The following is a 15,759-nucleotide window of genomic DNA, read 5'->3' as shown; positions in this document are numbered from 1 at the left end:
CAGTCTGATGCAGCGGCAACCTGATCATCTCCCTTTAATTAAACGTCTGTTGTTGGCAACTGCGCTGATGTTTGGTTTTGGTTTTGCGCTGGTGCCGCTGTATGACGTGTTTTGTGATTTAACCGGTATTAACGGCAAAACCAGCACTATGGCGGCGACTGCCGATAAAGCTGTGGTTGATGCTAAAAGAACCATCACTATTGAGTTTCTGGCCAGGCCCAATGCCGATATGCCCTGGTTGTTTGCACCACAAACGCAAAAAATGACGGTACACCCGGGCGAAATCAAACTGGTTTATTACGAAGCGCAAAATCCAACGGCAGCAACCATGACTGGCCAGGCTGTGCCTTCAGTGTCGCCAGGGCAGGCTGCCTTGTACTTTAATAAAATGGAATGTTTTTGCTTTAACCAACAGGTTCTGACCGCCGGTCAGAAACTACTGATGCCATTACAATTTTACGTGGATCCTGCACTGCCGGAGCATTTCAGCACCATCACTTTGTCTTACACGCTGTATGACATGACAAAACATGCACCTGCTGAAACAGTGACAGCGCAAGTCTCAACAGGGGGCAATGATGAGTAAAACTTACGACAAGTATTATGTACCTGAACAAAGCCCATGGCCGATAGTCGGGGCTGTGGCACTTTTTATGATAGCTTTTGGTGCTGGTAACTTTGTTAATGAAGTGACCCGCAACAAAGAAGGTTATGGCGGTTATCTGCTGTTGGCGGGTGTGGCCGTGTTGTTGTTTATGCTGGTGGGCTGGTTTCGTAATGTTATCGATGAATCCATGCATGGTTTGTACAGCAAACAAATGGACAGATCGTTCCGGCAGGGCATGAGCTGGTTTATTTTTTCTGAAGTGATGTTTTTTGCGGCCTTTTTTGGTGCTTTGTTTTATGCCCGGATGATTGCCATGCCCTGGCTTGATGGCGCCAGTAATAACGCTATGACAGCACAGTTGTTATGGCCTGATTTCAGCGCGCACTGGCCTATGACCAAAACGCCGGGTGGTACCGAAACCACAGCCATGCCATGGCAAGGCTTGCCGTTATACAACACCCTGATCCTGCTCACTTCTTCTGTCACTTTGCACTTTGCTCATGTCGGGCTGGAACAGGGCAAACGCACTCAGCTGAAACTGATGCTGACCCTGACAGTGCTGCTGGGCGCTGCATTCTTGGCCTGTCAGGCTTATGAATACGTGCATGCTTATCGCGACCTGGGTTTAAAACTGGATTCAGGTATTTATGGCAACACCTTTTTCCTGCTAACCGGCTTTCATGGCCTGCATGTCACCTTAGGCGCTATTTTCCTGCTGGTGATTCTGCTGCGGATTTTGCTGAAAAACCACTTTACCGCCCACAACCATTTTGCTTTTCAGGCGGCTGCCTGGTACTGGCATTTTGTTGATGTGGTCTGGTTATGTTTATTTGTCTTTGTATACGTTTTATAAACAAAAAAAGCTGGCCGCTTGAGGTGGCCAGCTATCTTGTTTGGAAGCTTGGGGACAATTTTAATAAGGCCGTTGATGTGGACTTATCCAGCCCATCGCCAAAGCCAGAATAATCAGCGCCATCACAATGGCGGAAAATAACACGCGCCGGCCCAGATATTTTGACATGCTGACTTTATCCGGATCGTTTTTCAGCATCAGCCACAAAGCGCGGAACAGGTTAAAAACGATAAAGAGCAGTAGCGCTATGAGTATCAGTTTGACCAGCATACAACCTCAGTTTGACGGAGATGCAGATGCAGATCCGCTTGTTTAATCAGATCTTTATGCTGCGTTGGTGGTTAGTGTTGATTACTCTGGCCGCTTTTCTGTTGTTAATCAAGCTGGCCTGGTGGCAATGGCAGCGTTCCGCCGAAAAAGAAGCACAATTGCAGCAAATTCAGAGCTGGCAGCAACAAGGGCCTTTATCCTGGCCTGATGCTTATCAAAAATCTTCCGCAGAAATTGACGGTGCGCCGCTGCAGGGTGTAGCGCACTGGTTGGCGCCTTTTGTCTGGCTGATAGATAACCAAATCTGGCAAGGCAAGGCCGGTTACGATGTTTTGGTGCCGGTGCAGCTTAGTCACAACACACCGGTGTTATTGGTGAACCTCGGTTGGGTGGCGGCGCCGGCAGAGCGCAGCCAGCTACCGCAAATTAACGTGCCCGCTGAGTTTGTGCTGGATGGTGTGTTACGCACCAAAATGGCCGCTTTGCGGCTGGGACAAAACCTGGAAGACAACGGTCGCTGGCCAATGCGCATGCAAACAATTGAGCCACAGACGCTGGAAGCGCAGCTTGGCCAACCCTTGTTTAATGGTGTGTTTTATCAGCGACAAACCCCTTTTATTCATCATTACAAAGCCGTGGTACTGCCACCGGAAAAACACCGGGCTTATGCGGTGCAGTGGTTGTTGTTAGCTATTGCCGTGGTCATTGTGGCCATGGCCGCCAGTTATCAGAAGGATGCCTGAATGCCAAAAAAGAAGTTTATCTGGTTGTTTGCACTTTGCTGTCTGCTGCCTGTTGCTTTGGCGCAACTGGTGTTAACGCAAGGCTGGTTTTCGGCGGGTGCCAGCAGTAAAGGCCAGTGGTTGGCCGAAGAAATTAAGCTGCTCCCTGAGGTGCCTGCGTCAGCACCACACTGGCGTTTGGTGTATCTGGCGCCGACTCCCTGTAATAGCGACTGTCAGCAAACACTGCAGCTGATGACGCAAATTCATACTGCGCTTGGTCGCAAACAACAACAGCTGACATTGTGGGTGATTGGTGCTCAGGCGCCAGCAGAACTACAAGCGCCGATACAGTTTCAACAAGGTGAAAACAACAATCTGCAAGGTCAGCTGGTGTTGGTCGAACATCAGGGCCTGGCTTTGCTGCACTATGCCATGCCAAAGGATTTACAACAGCTGCCGCTCACCGGCAAAGCTGTGATGGCCGATTTGCAAAAGCTGATGAAATTTGACCGGGGGCCGGTATGAAACTGTTAAGGATGCTGGTGAGTATGGCCATAGTGCTGGCTATGCTGGTGATTGTGTTAGGCGCTTATACCCGGTTAACGGATGCAGGTTTGGGTTGCCCGGATTGGCCCGGTTGTTATGGGTTTCTGAAAGTGCCGCAGCACGAAACCCATGTGGCTATTGCTGAAGCCCGTTTTCCGGAGCGGCCGGTGGAGGCTCATAAGGCCTGGAATGAAATGATCCACCGTTATTTTGCCGGAACTCTGGGTTTGTTAATTGCCGCCATTTTTTTCCTGAGCTGGCGGCTACAGCAAAAAGTTACAGCACTGCCAACAGCGCTTTTAGCCTTAGTGGTATTTCAGGCGGCGCTTGGCATGTGGACCGTCACCTTAAATTTATTCCCGCTGGTGGTGATGGGGCACTTATTGGGTGGTTTTAGTTTGCTGGCTCTGTTGATGTTGTATCGCTGGCAGCTGTCAAAACAGTTGCGGCCGGAGCTTTTGCAATATCAGGCGCCCGCCGGCCTTGCCAGAGCAGGCTGGCTGGTGCTGCTGATCCTGCTTGGCCAGATTGCATTAGGTGGCTGGACTTCAGCCAATTACGCGGCCATGGCCTGTGTGGAACTGCCAATCTGCCACAGTGGCTGGCAACAACAACTGAATTTCCCAGAGGCTTTTGATTTACATCTGGGGCACGACAATTACGAATTTGGTGTGATGAGCGCAGAAGCGCGGCAAACCATTCATATCAGCCATCGAATTGGCGCCGTGCTGACACTGTTGGCCGTTGGCTGGTTTGCACTGCGTTTGTGGCAACAACGACAGCAAATAGGCATGGCCAGATTACCCATGTTGCTGGGGGCTTTATTGCTGCTGCAATTTAGTTTAGGGGTGGCCAATATCTGGTGGTTGTTGCCCCTTGGCAATGCTGTGGCACATAACTTTGTTGCAGCCAACTTACTGATGGTGCTGACGCTGATATGTGTCCGGTTACAACAACAAAGGAGGTCAGCATGACCCAGGCAAAAACAATTACGGTGATTGGCAGAACCCATAGTGTATGGCGTGATTATTATCAGCTGACCAAACCCAAAGTAGTGGCTTTGTTGTTGTTAACAGCCTGGGTGGGCATGTTATTGGCGCAGCCTGGTTTTCCGGCCATTGATTTATTGATTTTTGGCACTCTGGGTATCGGGCTTTTGTCGTCGGCAGCTGCTGCACTTAATCATGTGCTGGATCAGCGTATTGACGCACAAATGGTGCGTACCCATCACAGGCCGGTAGCGCGCGGGCGTATCAGTGCGGAAAAAGCGGTGCTGTTTTCCGGCATTCTGGCAGGCTCTGGTTTTGTGTTGTTATACAGCATGGTAAACCCTTTAACCGCCTGGCTGACGCTGGCGAGTTTGTTTGGTTATGCCGTGGTGTACACCCTGTATTTAAAAAGAGCCACACCACAGAATATTGTGATTGGCGGTCTGGCTGGTGCTATGCCGCCACTGCTCGGCTGGACCAGTATGACAGGCGAAATTGCCGCTGAGCCTTTGTTATTGGTGATGATTATTTTTGCCTGGACGCCGCCGCATTTCTGGGCGCTGGCCATTCACCGGCGTGACGATTATGCCAAAGTGAATATGCCGATGTTGCCGGTAACCCATGGCATTGAATTTACCAAAACGGCAATTTTTCTGTATACACTGATTTTGTTTCTGGTGTGTTTATTGCCTTATCTGGTGGGGATGACAGGGGTGATTTACCTGCTGGGTACTTCGGTGTTAAATCTGTGGTTTATGGCCTGGGCCTGGCAGCTGAAGTTTAACGCCAAAGCAGATACCGCCATCAAAACATTCAGGTTTTCCATTGTGCATCTGATGTTGTTATTCTTGCTGCTGATGCTGGACCATTACGCTAAATGGACAGCTTTTTCAGCACTGAACTGATGCAGGGAATAAGGTTGTGAAGATACAAAAAATTGTGGTGGCTTTGCTGTTAATTCTGGTGATGTTGGCCGGCGTGTTGAGTTATCAGCATTTGCAAAAAGTGGCTGAACCAGCGTCAGCTTTGGTTTACCCAAAAGCGCGTGATTTGCAGGAATTTAAACTGAGTAGCCATCAGGGTACTACTTTGGGCCGGCAGGATTTACGCGGCCAATGGACGCTGGCTTTTGTGGGTTACACTTATTGCCCCGATATTTGCCCTATGACCATGGCAACTTTGTCTGGCAGCTATAACCAGTTACAGCAAATGTTACCTGCAGGCAGCAAGCTGGCGATCTGGTTTATTTCGGCGGATCCACAACGTGACACCGTCAGTCAGCTCAACAGTTATGTCGGCTATTTTCAGCAACCGGCCATTACCGGCGTTACTGCAGGACATGACCAGTTGTTTCCTTTTGTGCGGGATTTGGGGCTGATGTATGCCATCAGCAGCACCACAGAGCCGGATTATCTGGTCGATCACAGCGCTTCCATTGTGCTGATTAATCCGGATGCGCAGTTGGCGGCGGTGTTTAAACCTGAAATGGCGGCCGGCAAGGTGCCGCTGGTCAGTAAAACCATGTTGTTGGCGGACTTCCCGCTGGTGATGGCGAAGCTGAAATAGTTTTGTGTTTTATTCAGTCAAAACAGATTCTTACTGAATAAACACCCAGGGCTGGGAGAACCAGTAAAAATAGCCTTTTTTACTTAAGCTGGGCGCGGTGCAGTTGTATCTGTTGTGATTGAGTTGCAGCGGCGCTTTGGCTTTGGCAACAAAGGTACGCTGGTCCAGCCATGTCAGTGGTATCGCCTCCCCATTAAAAAAGCAGTTCAGCTGCGCTGTTTTAAAGTCTTTGGCATCCACAGTTAACTTCAGGCTGGGCGGATTGGTTTTGCTGACCGGATCCGCGCCGCTGTAGTCTGTGACTGGCAAGGCCAGAGTCTTTAACTTAGGTCCGAAGTGTTTCAGCGCGGCAAACTGACTGGACGAAGGGTAACGTGGAATGCGGGTTAAAGAAACTCCCGGGCCAACAGCCCCGGATTGCTGGCCAATGCCAATAAAACCAAGCTCCGTCACTAAAGCTTCCAGCTCGGCGCTGAAATCACCATAAGGATAAGCCAGCCACTGGCGACGCACACCCAGCTTTTCTTCCAGCTGTTGTTCGGCCAATAGAATGTCGGTTTTTACTCTCTGCCGCCACTGTGCTTTGCTTTCGCCCTTATTGGGAACTGCCAATCTGTGATGATAAGAGCTGTGGTTGGCAATAATCACCCCTTCTTGGTGCATGGTCTGAATTTGTTGCCAGCTCAGTACCGGGCCTTCTTTGCGGTCAATTAAAGCCGGGCCTAAAAACATGGTGTAAGGGTAACCAAACTCCCGCAGGATCGGGCGGGCATTGGTGAAGACGTTTTCAAAACCATCATCAAAAGTAATGGCTACTTCGTTGTCGGCCAAAGGTTCACCAGCTTTCAGCTGGTTAATCAGCCGTTCCAGGCTCACCACTTTCATCTTCTGCTCTTTGAGCAGCTGCATTTGCTGGCGAAATTCAGCCGGGGTAACGCTGGTGGTTTTTGGTGTATTGGTGGCTACATGGTGGTATTGCAGAATAATAGCTGCATGCGCTGGTGAGGTGCTTAGCGCTGTGAAAGTCGCTGCTGTGATGAGAATAAAGTGCAAGACAGACAAAAACAGACTACGCATCAACAGATCCTTAAAACTATTCGTCCATGGGCAAAATGCCAATTCGACGCAGCAACAGCAATAGATAACTGCCAAAAGTGATGATAAAACTAACCAGCCACAGCACAATTACAGTTTGCAGTAACCAGACTGGTTCTGAGGGCAACAGCAGAAATATCAGCAGTAACACCCAAAAGCCGGCCATGCCCCAGATAAAACAACGGCCGCATTGGGCAGCCGTTGGTAAGGTAATGTTCAGCCGCATTGGCAAGGCTTAATAATAAGAGTGTTCACCACGCTGGTGGTCGGTGACATCGCGCACGCCACTCAGCTCACCGCTGAAGCGGTTCAGCAACTCTTTTTCAATACCTTCTTTTAAGGTTAAATCCACCTGAGAACAACCGTTACAGCCGCCGCCAAACTGCAGCACAGCCACACCTTCTTCAGTCAGCTCAACCACAGACACGCGGCCTCCGTGGTTGGCCAGTTGCGGGTTAATTTCAGCGTCTATCACGTATTGCACCCGTTCTTTCAGTGGGGCATTGTCATTAACCTTGCGTACTTTGGCGTTCGGCGCTTTTAAAGTCAGCTGTGAACCCATCTGATCGGTGACAAAATCAATTTCAGCGTCCACCAAAAAGGGTTTGCTGTCGGCATCAATCACCGCAGAAAAGCCGGTAAAAGCCACTTTTAAATCCGATTCTTCTACCGCATCAACAGGGCAATAAGACACACCACATTCAGCCTGAGCCGTGCCAGGATTGACCACGAACACTCTGATATTGGTGCCGGCAGCCTGTTTTTCCAACAACTTAACAAAGTGCGCTTGCGCAGCTTCTGAGATATGAATCATTGCTTAGTACCTGACTAAATTACTAGGTTAATGGCTATGATACTCCTTGGGCGCAGCCCTGCCAACCCCGCTTGAGCGATCGCAATCTTTATTGTTAAGGTGGTGCCAAAGTAACAGGAGTTGTGATGAAAACATTCACCTTATTGGCCGCTTTAACTTTAACCGGTTTCACAGCTGCTGCCGGCCTTGCTGCGCAGCAACAGATTGAACCCCAGGTACCGGCGCCGGCGCAAATTCTGGGTTTTGCTCCCGGCCAGTGGCATGCCCGCCATGATCAGATTGAACGATATTTCCGTGAGCTTGCAGCAAGCCAGCCTGAGCGTGCACTGCTGCAGGAAATAGGCCGCAGCCACGAACAAAGACCGTTGTTGCAGCTGGTGGTCAGCTCAAAAGCCAATATGGCAAAGCTGGAAGACATCCGGCGTCAGCATCTGGCGGTGGCCAAAGGTGAACAGCAGTTGGATGCCCAACTGCCATTGGTGATTTGGCTGGGATACAGCATTCACGGCAATGAACCCAGCGGCGCCAATGCCGCAATGCAACTGGCGCATTATCTTCTGAGCAGCGATTCTGCCGAAGTCAGCCAATGGCTGGAACAGGCTATTATTCTGATCCAGCCCAGCCTGAACCCCGACGGTCATGACCGTTTTGCCAACTGGGCCAATATGCATCAGGGGCTGAACCCTGTGGCCGACCCACAACATCGCGAGCACGTGGAACCCTGGCCAAACGGCCGGCCGAACCATTATTGGTTTGACTTAAACCGCGACTGGTTGCCGCTGCAGCATCCGGAGAGCCGTGCCCGTATTGCTCAGTTCCATCAGTGGCTGCCGCAGGTGCTGGGAGATTTCCATGAAATGGGCACCAACAGCAGTTATTTTTTCCAGCCCGGTATTCCAAGCCGCAACAATCCGGCGACCCCGGACGAAAACTACAAATTAACCGCCTTATTGGCGAAATACCATGCCAAAGCCTTTGATGACAAAGGAAAGTTGTATTACACCGAAGAAAGTTTTGACGACTTTTATATTGGCAAAGGTTCTACCTATCCGGATGTGCATGGCTCGGTCGGCATTTTGTTTGAGCAGGCCAGCAGTCGCGGCCATTTGCAGGACAGCATCAATGGCCCGTTAAGTTTTGCCACTACTATTGAAAATCAGCTGCTGACGTCTTTGTCGACTTTAAGAGGCGCCGTTGCTCACAAAGCCGAATTACAACAGTGGCAGCGCAAGTTTTTCCGCGACAGTCAGTCACTGGCTGCCGATGATGCGGTGCAGGGGTATTTATTAACCGAAAGTGCCGACCAAAGCCGGTTGCAGGATTTATTGCAGTTGCTGGCACAACACCAAATCAAGGCTTATGCGCTGACCGAAGATGTCAGTCAGGGGGAGCAACAGTTTCCGGCCGGACAAAGTTATTTTGTGCCGTTGAAACAAAGCCAATACCGGCTGCTCAAAGCAGCGTTCAGCACAGAAACCAATTTTCGTGACAACACTTTTTATGATGTATCGGCCTGGACTTTGCCTTATGCCTACAACATCAGTTTTGCCAGCAGCCGGAAAGTGCCATCGGCGCTGAGCAAAACGCCATGGCAGCCCACCGTGGCTTCAGCAGCGCCTGTCACAGCCGGTGCTTACGCTTATGCTATCCGCTGGCAGGATCAGCGCTCTCCTGTGCTGGTGCAGCAACTGCTGGCCAAGGGTTTGCAGCTCAGAGCGGCCAGTAAAGCCTTTAGTGCAGAAACTGCTGAAGGTGTACAGCAGTTTGCCGCCGGCACTGTGCTGGTGCCGGCCGGTTTACAACAAGGCGACTGGTTCAGTGTGCTGCAGCAAGCCCAGCAACAACAGGGCTTAGCGCTTGCCGCCATCAGTTCTGGTTTAACGCCGATGGGCCAGGATTTAGGCAGTAATCAAATGGTGCCGTTAAAGCTGCCGCAAGTGTTGGTGATGGCTGGGCCAGGGATGAACTCCAGTGAAGCGGGGGAGCTGTGGTTTAATCTGGAGCGACTGGCCGGTGTGTCACCGAGTTTGGTGGAGCCAGCAAGGCTTGGCCAGATAGATTTAAGCCGTTATAGCCATATTCTGCTGCCGGATGGTAAATATCAAAGCTGGAACGAAAGCGACATTGCCAAACTGGAAAGCTGGATCAAAGCCGGTGGTGTGTTGTGGGCGCAAAAATCAGCGCTGGAGTTTGTGGCTAAACAGGGCTGGATCGCCAGCACGGTTGCCAATAAAGAAGAGCTGAAACAGCTGGTGAAGCTTGATGAGCTGCGCTACAACGACAAAGAAAAACTGGCCGGGCAACAACGTATTGCCGGTGCCATTTTCCAGCTGGAACTCGACTTAAGCCATCCGCTGACTTTTGGTTTACCCAGAGCCGAACTGCCGGTATTTAAAAACGATTTGATGTTACTCAAAGCCCCCGGCAAGGATTTTGTTACAGTGGGCTCTTACCGCAGTGGCAAGCAGCTGGCGGGTTTTGTCGCACCTGAGCTGGCCGGACAGATCAGCAAAAGTCCGGCCTTGCTGGCACAGACCATGGGCAAAGGCAGAGTCATCGCCATGGTGGACAACCCGGTGTTCCGCGGTTATTTCACCGGCTCCAGCCGTATTCTGGTTAACGCACTTTATTTTGCTAAAGCTTTTGATTCTGCGTCCGGTGACGATGATGGTGCCGCTGAATAACGCTTTTGTCTTTTGGCAGAGGTCACAGCCAGGGTCCAGACATCCACAGTCCGGACCCCGTGTTTTTTTAACAATAAGCAGAGCTGATTGACCGTCGCACCTGTGGTGATCACATCGTCTACCAACAGCATATGCGCCGGTAATTTGTGCTGTGTTTGAAGGCTGAATTGGCGGCGCAGATTTGCTCTGCGCCGTGCCCGGCTCAGCCCCACCTGATGTTTCACTCCGGCTTTGCTGGCAAAAACCGACATTAACGGCAGTTTCAGGCTGGTTGCCAGGACTCGCGCCAGCTCTTCGGCCTGATTAAAACCACGTTCTTTGTATCTGTTGTGGCTCATAGGCACAAAACAAATTGCGGCATCAGAGGGCGCCTGATAACTCTGTGCCGCAGCGGCCAGTTGCTGGCACAGCAGCGCACCACAAGCCAAATCCTGCTGAAACTTCCAGTGTGTAATCCAGTGTGACCAGGGATTCTGATACCAGCTCAGGCTAAAAAGTGCATCAAAGTGACGGGGTTTCAGACCGCGTGCGACAGCCGGTAATAACAAGGCATTCTGTGGCGGTAATTCAGGCGACAAGCGGGGTAACGCCAAGTTACAATAATCACACAGCTGCGCCTCGGGCTGTTGCACCGGCAGCTGGCACCACAAACAAGAGTTGGGCAACAGCAGGTGCAGGCACTGGTGCACAACAGAGATAATCTTTGGCATTATATTCACAAAAAATAAACATTTAGGTTCACTATGGCAGTTCAGCCACAAAGAGGCAAACCCAGTCTGGTGCTGTTGCACGGTTGGGGGTTAAATCATGCTGTATGGCAACATCTTATTCCATTATTAGCTGACGATTATCAGGTGCTGACTCCTGACTTGCCTGGTTTTGGCTTGAATCAGCAATGCCCGAGTCCTTATACGTTAAGTGCTGTGGCTGCGGTGTTGGCCAACGAGATCCCACCGCAGAGTCTGGTGTTGGGCTGGTCTTTGGGTGGCTTAATTGCCACTCAGCTGGCGCTGGATTATCCGGAAAAAGTCAAAGCGCTGGCGCTGGTGGCTAGCTCGCCCTGCTTCTTAGCCAAAGAAGGTTGGCCAGGCATGGATGAGCGGGTGCTTAGTCAATTTGCCGGTGCTTTATCAAAAGATCTGGCGCTGACCGTCGAACGTTTTTTGGCTATTCAGGCCCTTGGCAGTGAAACAGCAAGGCAGGATATTAAGGCATTAAAGCAGGCGGTGTTAAGTTTGCCATTACCCAGCTCCGAAGCATTGGCTGGTGGTTTACAGCTGTTGGCGGATGGTGATTTAAGGACAAGGCTGGCGGAGCTACAAATGCCGCTTGCTTATTGTTTTGGCCGGCTCGATTCGCTGGTACCAGTTGCAATGCTGGATACACTCAGCCAAATCTGTCCTGCGGCTGAAGTGACGTTGTTGCCAAAAGCTTCGCACGCCCCCTTTATCTCGCACCAGGCTGAGTTTATGCAATGGTTGCGACAATGGGCGGCAAAAGCATCCTCAGGTTGCAGCTGATGTCAGCATAACTGGCCATAAACACCGGCAAAAGCGGCAAATATTTGCCGCTTTTGCCGGCTTTAGCTTGAGTCTGGCAGTGTTCTTGATTAGAATTTAATCAAGTTCGCTAAACGCCGGAGGTCTACCATGGACATTCAATCAGCTTTTGCTTCAGGCACTCAGGGCCTGCAAAGTGCGTCTTATGGCATTACCGAAGCCACAGTGAATATTAACCGTGAAACTGCTAATCAGCAGCGGCTGCAAAATGCCCGCGAAGATGCTGCAGCTCAACAAAGTCGTGCTGATACAGATAGAGTCACTTTAAGCTCAGAATCGCAAACCCCGGGCCTGACTCAAAGTCTGGTGCAACTGACTACAGAACAAATCAATGCCGAAGCCAATGTGCGTTCGATTCAGACGGCGGACGAAGTGCTTGGTTCTGTCATCGATATCCGGGTGTGAGTAACACAAGATGATCATCACCCCTCCGGCCTTTACCAATATCAATCCTTATCCCGGCAATCCTGCCGTTGATTTGGCGCGCCGGGAAAATTTAAAACGCGACATTATAGAGCCTGTGACTCAGGCTGAGCGTGGTGCCGCTGAAAAAGGCGTGATTTCCGAAGATAAAAGCCGCAACCATAATGCCAGCAATGGTTACACCTATAGCGACGACATTAAAAACCGCGGCACTGAGCTCAAACAAGCCATTGAGGGTCGTGGTGAAGAAAGCTCCGGCCGCGAGCAACAGGGCGAAAGCAGTGGTCAGCAGGGTGGACAAAATCAGGATGGCCGGCAAGGCAGTCCGTCAGAACAACGTCAACAAGCAGCAGAACAACGTGAAATTGCCGAACTGAAAAAACGTGATGCTGAAGTCAGAGCACACGAGCAAGCGCATGCTTCAGTCGGTGGTGAGCTGGCTGGCAGCCCAAGTTACAGTTACCAAACCGGCCCTGATGGCCAGAAATATGCGGTTGGCGGTGAGGTGAATATTGATCTGGCGGAAGTGCCGGGCGATCCTCAGGCCACCATTATCAAATTGCAGCAGGTAAAGGCGGCAGCGCTGGCACCTGCTGATCCTTCTTCAACTGACCAACAAATTGCCGCTGAAGCCAGCCGCCGTATTGTTGAAGCTCAGATTGAACTGGCGCAGGAATTATTGCCACTGAACGACCCGCCGGCGTCGGATGGTGATTATGATGCCGCTGCCGCTTTTGCAGAAATGACAGGCCGGGTTGAACTGGCGGATATTGACGCTGAGCAGGACATGTTTTCTGAACAGGCCAACACCGCAGCCCGGCAAGATGAAGATGTTGCCAGCAAGATGCAACAAGAGCGGCAACAGCAATACAATGCCATAAAAGAAAACGCCAGCCGTTATGTGGCTCCTGAGACCCGTTCTTTTGCCCGCGATCCACAGATGCAGCTGCGTAGTGACGTGATTGCCGGTTTTTACGCCCGTGCCACCATGCCTGCTGAAAGGCCACTTATCCAAAGCATTTAAAGCATTACAGCTTGATGTCGCCACGGAGCCTGGCGCCACCTTAGCGCTTAGCCATTTAGTTTTACAGGTATTAAAATAAAACGCCGTCTTAAAGACGGCGTTTTTATGCCAGCATCCAGCAGGGGGTAGTATTACTTTTTCAGTTTGGCGAGCGCGGCGGCAAAAGCATTGCCCATGGCGGCGTTGCCCTGGTCCACCGCTTTTGCTGCTTTTGGCGCTGTTTTGCCACTGTAACCGCCTGAACTTTGTGCTTTACCGTTCTCTTTGGCCGCACCGCGCTGTTGTGGTTGTTCATCCATCCGCATCGTCAGGGCAATACGCTTACGGTCGACTTCTACTTCCAATACCTTCACCTTCACAATATCGCCGGCTTTCACCACCTGATGCGGATCGCTGACAAACTTATCGGTTAAGGATGAAATATGTACTAAACCGTCCTGATGCACGCCGATATCAACAAAAGCACCAAAGTTGGTGACATTGGTGATCACCCCTTCCAGTAACATGCCCGGTGTTAAATCCGACAGTTTCTCTACGCCATCTTTAAAATTGGCGGTTTTAAATTCAGGACGCGGGTCACGGCCTGGTTTATCCAGCTCTTTTAAAATATCGCTGATGGTAGGAATACCAAAGGTGTCGTCGGCAAATTCAGCCGGATTAACCGACTTTAAAAAGCTGCTGTTGCCAATAATGTCAGTCACCGATTTCTGGTGTTTGCTGACAATTCTTTCCACCAAAGGATAAGCTTCCGGGTGAACTGCAGAGGCATCCAACGGGTTACTGCCATTACTGATGCGCAAAAAGCCAGCGGCCTGCTCATAAGCTTTAGGACCAAGGCGCGGCACTTTTAATAAGTCTTTACGCTGCATAAAACGGCCATTGCTGTCGCGGTACAACACAATATTTTGTGCCAGCGTTTTATTCAGACCGGCAACCCTTGCCAGCAGCGGCACTGATGCTGTGTTCAGATCCACCCCAACTGCGTTTACACAGTCTTCCACTACAGCATCCAGTGATTTGGTTAACAAACTCTGGTTAACGTCGTGCTGATACTGGCCAACGCCAATGGCTTTAGGTTCAATTTTTACCAGCTCAGCCAGCGGGTCTTGCAGGCGACGGCCAATCGAAACAGCACCACGTAAAGACACGTCTAACTCAGGGAACTCCTGTGCCGCCAATTCAGAAGCGGAATACACCGATGCACCGGCTTCTGACACCATCACTTTGGTCAGGCGCATCTCCGGCAGCATTTTAATCACGTCACCGGCCAGTTTGTCGGTTTCGCGGGAGGCGGTGCCGTTACCAATGGCAATCAGTTCAACTTTGTATTGTTTGCAATAAGCGGCCAGGGTTTTAACCGATTTGTCCCACAGATTTTGTGGGGCATGCGGAAACACAGTGGTGTTTGCGACCAGCTTACCGGTTTCGTCCACCACTATCACTTTCACCCCGGTACGAAGACCAGGGTCCAATCCCAGAGTGGCGCGCATACCGGCAGGAGCAGCCATTAATAAGTCTTTCATATTCCGCGCAAATACGGCGATAGCTTCTACTTCGGCTTTTTCGCGTAAGTCACCCAGCAGGTCATTTTCCAACTGCAGATGGAGTTTTACTTTCCAGGTCCATTGCACCACAGTGCGCATAAAAGCGTCGCCAGCCCGGTTTTGCTGACGCAGGTTAAAATGGCTGGCAATCATTTGTTCGCAGTTGGCGTGGGCATTTTCTTCGTCGGCATCCGGCAGCAATTGCAGGTTCAGCACCCCTTCGTTGCGGCCACGGAACATGGCGAGAGCGCGATGCGACGGCACATTTTTCCAGGCTTCCTGATGGGCAAAATAATCGCGGAATTTTGCGCCTTCGGTTTCTTTACCTGCCACCAAGCTGCTTTTTAACACTGCGTGCTGGGCAAGGTGACGGCGTAATTTAGCAAGTAAATCAGCATCTTCCGCAAAGCGCTCCATCAGAATATATTTAGCACCATCCAGTACAGCTTTTACATCGGCAAAACCGGCTTCGCTGTCGATATAAGCCTGAGCGGCATGTTCCGGCGCCAGATCCGGGTCCGCCAACAAGGCGTCGGCCAGCGGCAATAAACCTGCTTCTATGGCAATTTGGCCTTTGGTGCGGCGTTTGGCTTTATAAGGCAGGTATAAATCTTCTAACCGGGTTTTGTTGTCGGCACCCAGAATGTCTTGTTCCAGCTCAGCAGTCAGTTTGCCTTGTTCCTGGATGGTTTTTAAAATCACCTGACGCCTGTCTTCCAGCTCACGCAAATAAGTTAAACGCTGATCAAGCAAACGTAATTGGGTATCATCCAGCCCGCCAGTCACTTCTTTACGGTAACGGGCGATAAAAGGTACTGTGGCGCCTTCATCCAATAACGCAATGGCAGCGGCTACCTGTTCAGCACGTGCCGAAATTTCCGTGGCAATTTGTTTGACAATCAACGACATATTCTTATATTCCTCAAGGCCTGCGCCGGTAAAAACAAGGCGGAGGCCGGATAACAATGCAGATGGCCGGTATTGTCTATCTTCAGCGGCAAAAAATCCATTGTTGTTACCCGGATTGGGAGAGTCGCAGGCCGGTTTTTATCGCATTACC

17 protein-coding genes are annotated in these 15,759 nt (G+C 50.8%); 11 read left to right on the top strand and 6 right to left on the bottom strand.

Features of this window, described 5'->3' with window-relative positions; all coding sequences use genetic code 11:
* Positions 1 to 7: 7 nt before the first annotated feature.
* Positions 8 to 586: a cytochrome c oxidase assembly protein gene (locus tag N3Z11_RS15485; protein ID WP_260658105.1), complete on the top strand. Its 579-nt coding sequence runs from the start codon at positions 8 to 10 to the stop codon at positions 584 to 586.
* On the top strand, positions 579 to 1,460 hold the full coding sequence (locus N3Z11_RS15480; RefSeq protein ID WP_260658104.1) for a cytochrome c oxidase subunit 3: 882 nt from the start codon (positions 579 to 581) through the stop codon (positions 1,458 to 1,460). Before N3Z11_RS15485 ends, N3Z11_RS15480 begins: the two co-directional genes overlap by 8 nt.
* Positions 1,461 to 1,520: 60 nt before the next feature.
* Here N3Z11_RS15480 and N3Z11_RS15475 read toward each other — a convergent pair whose 3' ends face one another.
* The gene (locus tag N3Z11_RS15475) at positions 1,521 to 1,730 is read right to left on the bottom strand and encodes a DUF2909 domain-containing protein (protein ID WP_260658103.1); all 210 of its coding nucleotides are present in this window, start codon (positions 1,728 to 1,730) and stop codon (positions 1,521 to 1,523) included.
* Positions 1,731 to 1,756: 26 nt separating this feature from the next.
* Between N3Z11_RS15475 and N3Z11_RS15470 the strand changes: the two genes are divergently transcribed.
* Genes N3Z11_RS15470 through N3Z11_RS15450 form a run of 5 tightly spaced genes read left to right on the top strand, consistent with a single transcriptional unit; the run spans position 1,757 to position 5,556 of the window.
* Entirely contained in the window at positions 1,757 to 2,473 is a 717-nt protein-coding gene (locus N3Z11_RS15470) for an SURF1 family protein (RefSeq protein WP_260658102.1), read from the top strand.
* Entirely contained in the window at positions 2,474 to 2,980 is a 507-nt protein-coding gene (locus tag N3Z11_RS15465; protein ID WP_260658101.1) for a hypothetical protein, read from the top strand.
* Positions 2,977 to 3,975 carry a COX15/CtaA family protein gene (locus N3Z11_RS15460; RefSeq protein WP_260658100.1) on the top strand — a complete coding sequence of 333 codons (999 nt, stop codon included), beginning with the start codon at positions 2,977 to 2,979 and terminating at the stop codon, positions 3,973 to 3,975. Before N3Z11_RS15465 ends, N3Z11_RS15460 begins: the two co-directional genes overlap by 4 nt.
* Entirely contained in the window at positions 3,972 to 4,895 is a 924-nt protein-coding gene (cyoE, locus tag N3Z11_RS15455; RefSeq protein ID WP_260658099.1) for a heme o synthase, read from the top strand. Before N3Z11_RS15460 ends, cyoE begins: the two co-directional genes overlap by 4 nt.
* Before the next feature lie 16 nt (positions 4,896 to 4,911).
* On the top strand, positions 4,912 to 5,556 hold the full coding sequence (locus N3Z11_RS15450; protein ID WP_260658098.1) for an SCO family protein: 645 nt from the start codon (positions 4,912 to 4,914) through the stop codon (positions 5,554 to 5,556).
* Between the two features lie 30 nt (positions 5,557 to 5,586).
* Here N3Z11_RS15450 and N3Z11_RS15445 read toward each other — a convergent pair whose 3' ends face one another.
* From N3Z11_RS15445 to nfuA, 3 genes are read right to left on the bottom strand one after another with little or no spacing between them, the layout of a single operon-like run.
* A complete protein-coding gene (locus N3Z11_RS15445) occupies positions 5,587 to 6,633 on the bottom strand; it encodes a polysaccharide deacetylase family protein (RefSeq protein ID WP_260658097.1) in 1,047 nt (348 codons plus the stop codon).
* A 16-nt stretch (positions 6,634 to 6,649) separates the two neighbouring features.
* Positions 6,650 to 6,877 (bottom strand): hypothetical protein, encoded by a 228-nt coding sequence (locus tag N3Z11_RS15440; protein ID WP_260658096.1) that lies wholly within the window; start codon positions 6,875 to 6,877, stop codon positions 6,650 to 6,652.
* A gap of 9 nt (positions 6,878 to 6,886) precedes the next feature.
* On the bottom strand, positions 6,887 to 7,465 hold the full coding sequence (gene nfuA / locus N3Z11_RS15435; RefSeq protein ID WP_260658095.1) for a Fe-S biogenesis protein NfuA: 579 nt from the start codon (positions 7,463 to 7,465) through the stop codon (positions 6,887 to 6,889).
* A 125-nt stretch (positions 7,466 to 7,590) separates the two neighbouring features.
* On the opposite strand from nfuA, the gene N3Z11_RS15430 reads away from it, so the two are divergent.
* A complete protein-coding gene (locus N3Z11_RS15430) occupies positions 7,591 to 10,149 on the top strand; it encodes a M14 metallopeptidase family protein (protein ID WP_260658094.1) in 2,559 nt (852 codons plus the stop codon).
* Here N3Z11_RS15430 and N3Z11_RS15425 read toward each other — a convergent pair.
* Positions 10,092 to 10,781 (bottom strand): ComF family protein, encoded by a 690-nt coding sequence (locus N3Z11_RS15425; protein WP_260658093.1) that lies wholly within the window; start codon positions 10,779 to 10,781, stop codon positions 10,092 to 10,094. The two genes, N3Z11_RS15430 and N3Z11_RS15425, sit on opposite strands and share 58 nt — an antisense overlap.
* Before the next feature lie 111 nt (positions 10,782 to 10,892).
* Between N3Z11_RS15425 and bioH the strand changes: the two genes are divergently transcribed.
* The 3 genes from bioH (at position 10,893) to N3Z11_RS15410 (ending at position 13,155) form a co-directional block, all read left to right on the top strand.
* Entirely contained in the window at positions 10,893 to 11,669 is a 777-nt protein-coding gene (gene bioH, locus N3Z11_RS15420) for a pimeloyl-ACP methyl ester esterase BioH (protein ID WP_260658092.1), read from the top strand.
* Positions 11,670 to 11,798: 129 nt separating this feature from the next.
* Positions 11,799 to 12,113, top strand: coding sequence for an excinuclease ATPase subunit (locus N3Z11_RS15415; protein WP_260658091.1), 315 nt, complete (start codon positions 11,799 to 11,801; stop codon positions 12,111 to 12,113).
* A 10-nt stretch (positions 12,114 to 12,123) separates the two neighbouring features.
* Positions 12,124 to 13,155: a putative metalloprotease CJM1_0395 family protein gene (locus N3Z11_RS15410; RefSeq protein WP_260658090.1), complete on the top strand. Its 1,032-nt coding sequence runs from the start codon at positions 12,124 to 12,126 to the stop codon at positions 13,153 to 13,155.
* A 131-nt stretch (positions 13,156 to 13,286) separates the two neighbouring features.
* On the opposite strand, the gene N3Z11_RS15405 is transcribed toward N3Z11_RS15410, so the two are convergent.
* Positions 13,287 to 15,608, bottom strand: coding sequence for a Tex family protein (locus N3Z11_RS15405; RefSeq protein ID WP_260658089.1), 2,322 nt, complete (start codon positions 15,606 to 15,608; stop codon positions 13,287 to 13,289).
* Positions 15,609 to 15,759: the final 151 nt, after the last annotated feature.

The sequence above is a fragment of the Rheinheimera sp. 4Y26 genome (genome assembly GCF_025245835.1).
In the GTDB taxonomy this organism is placed as follows: Bacteria; Pseudomonadota; Gammaproteobacteria; order Enterobacterales; family Alteromonadaceae; genus Pararheinheimera.
Note: the sequence above shows the minus strand (reverse complement) of the source record. Positions and strands in the feature narration are given on the sequence as shown.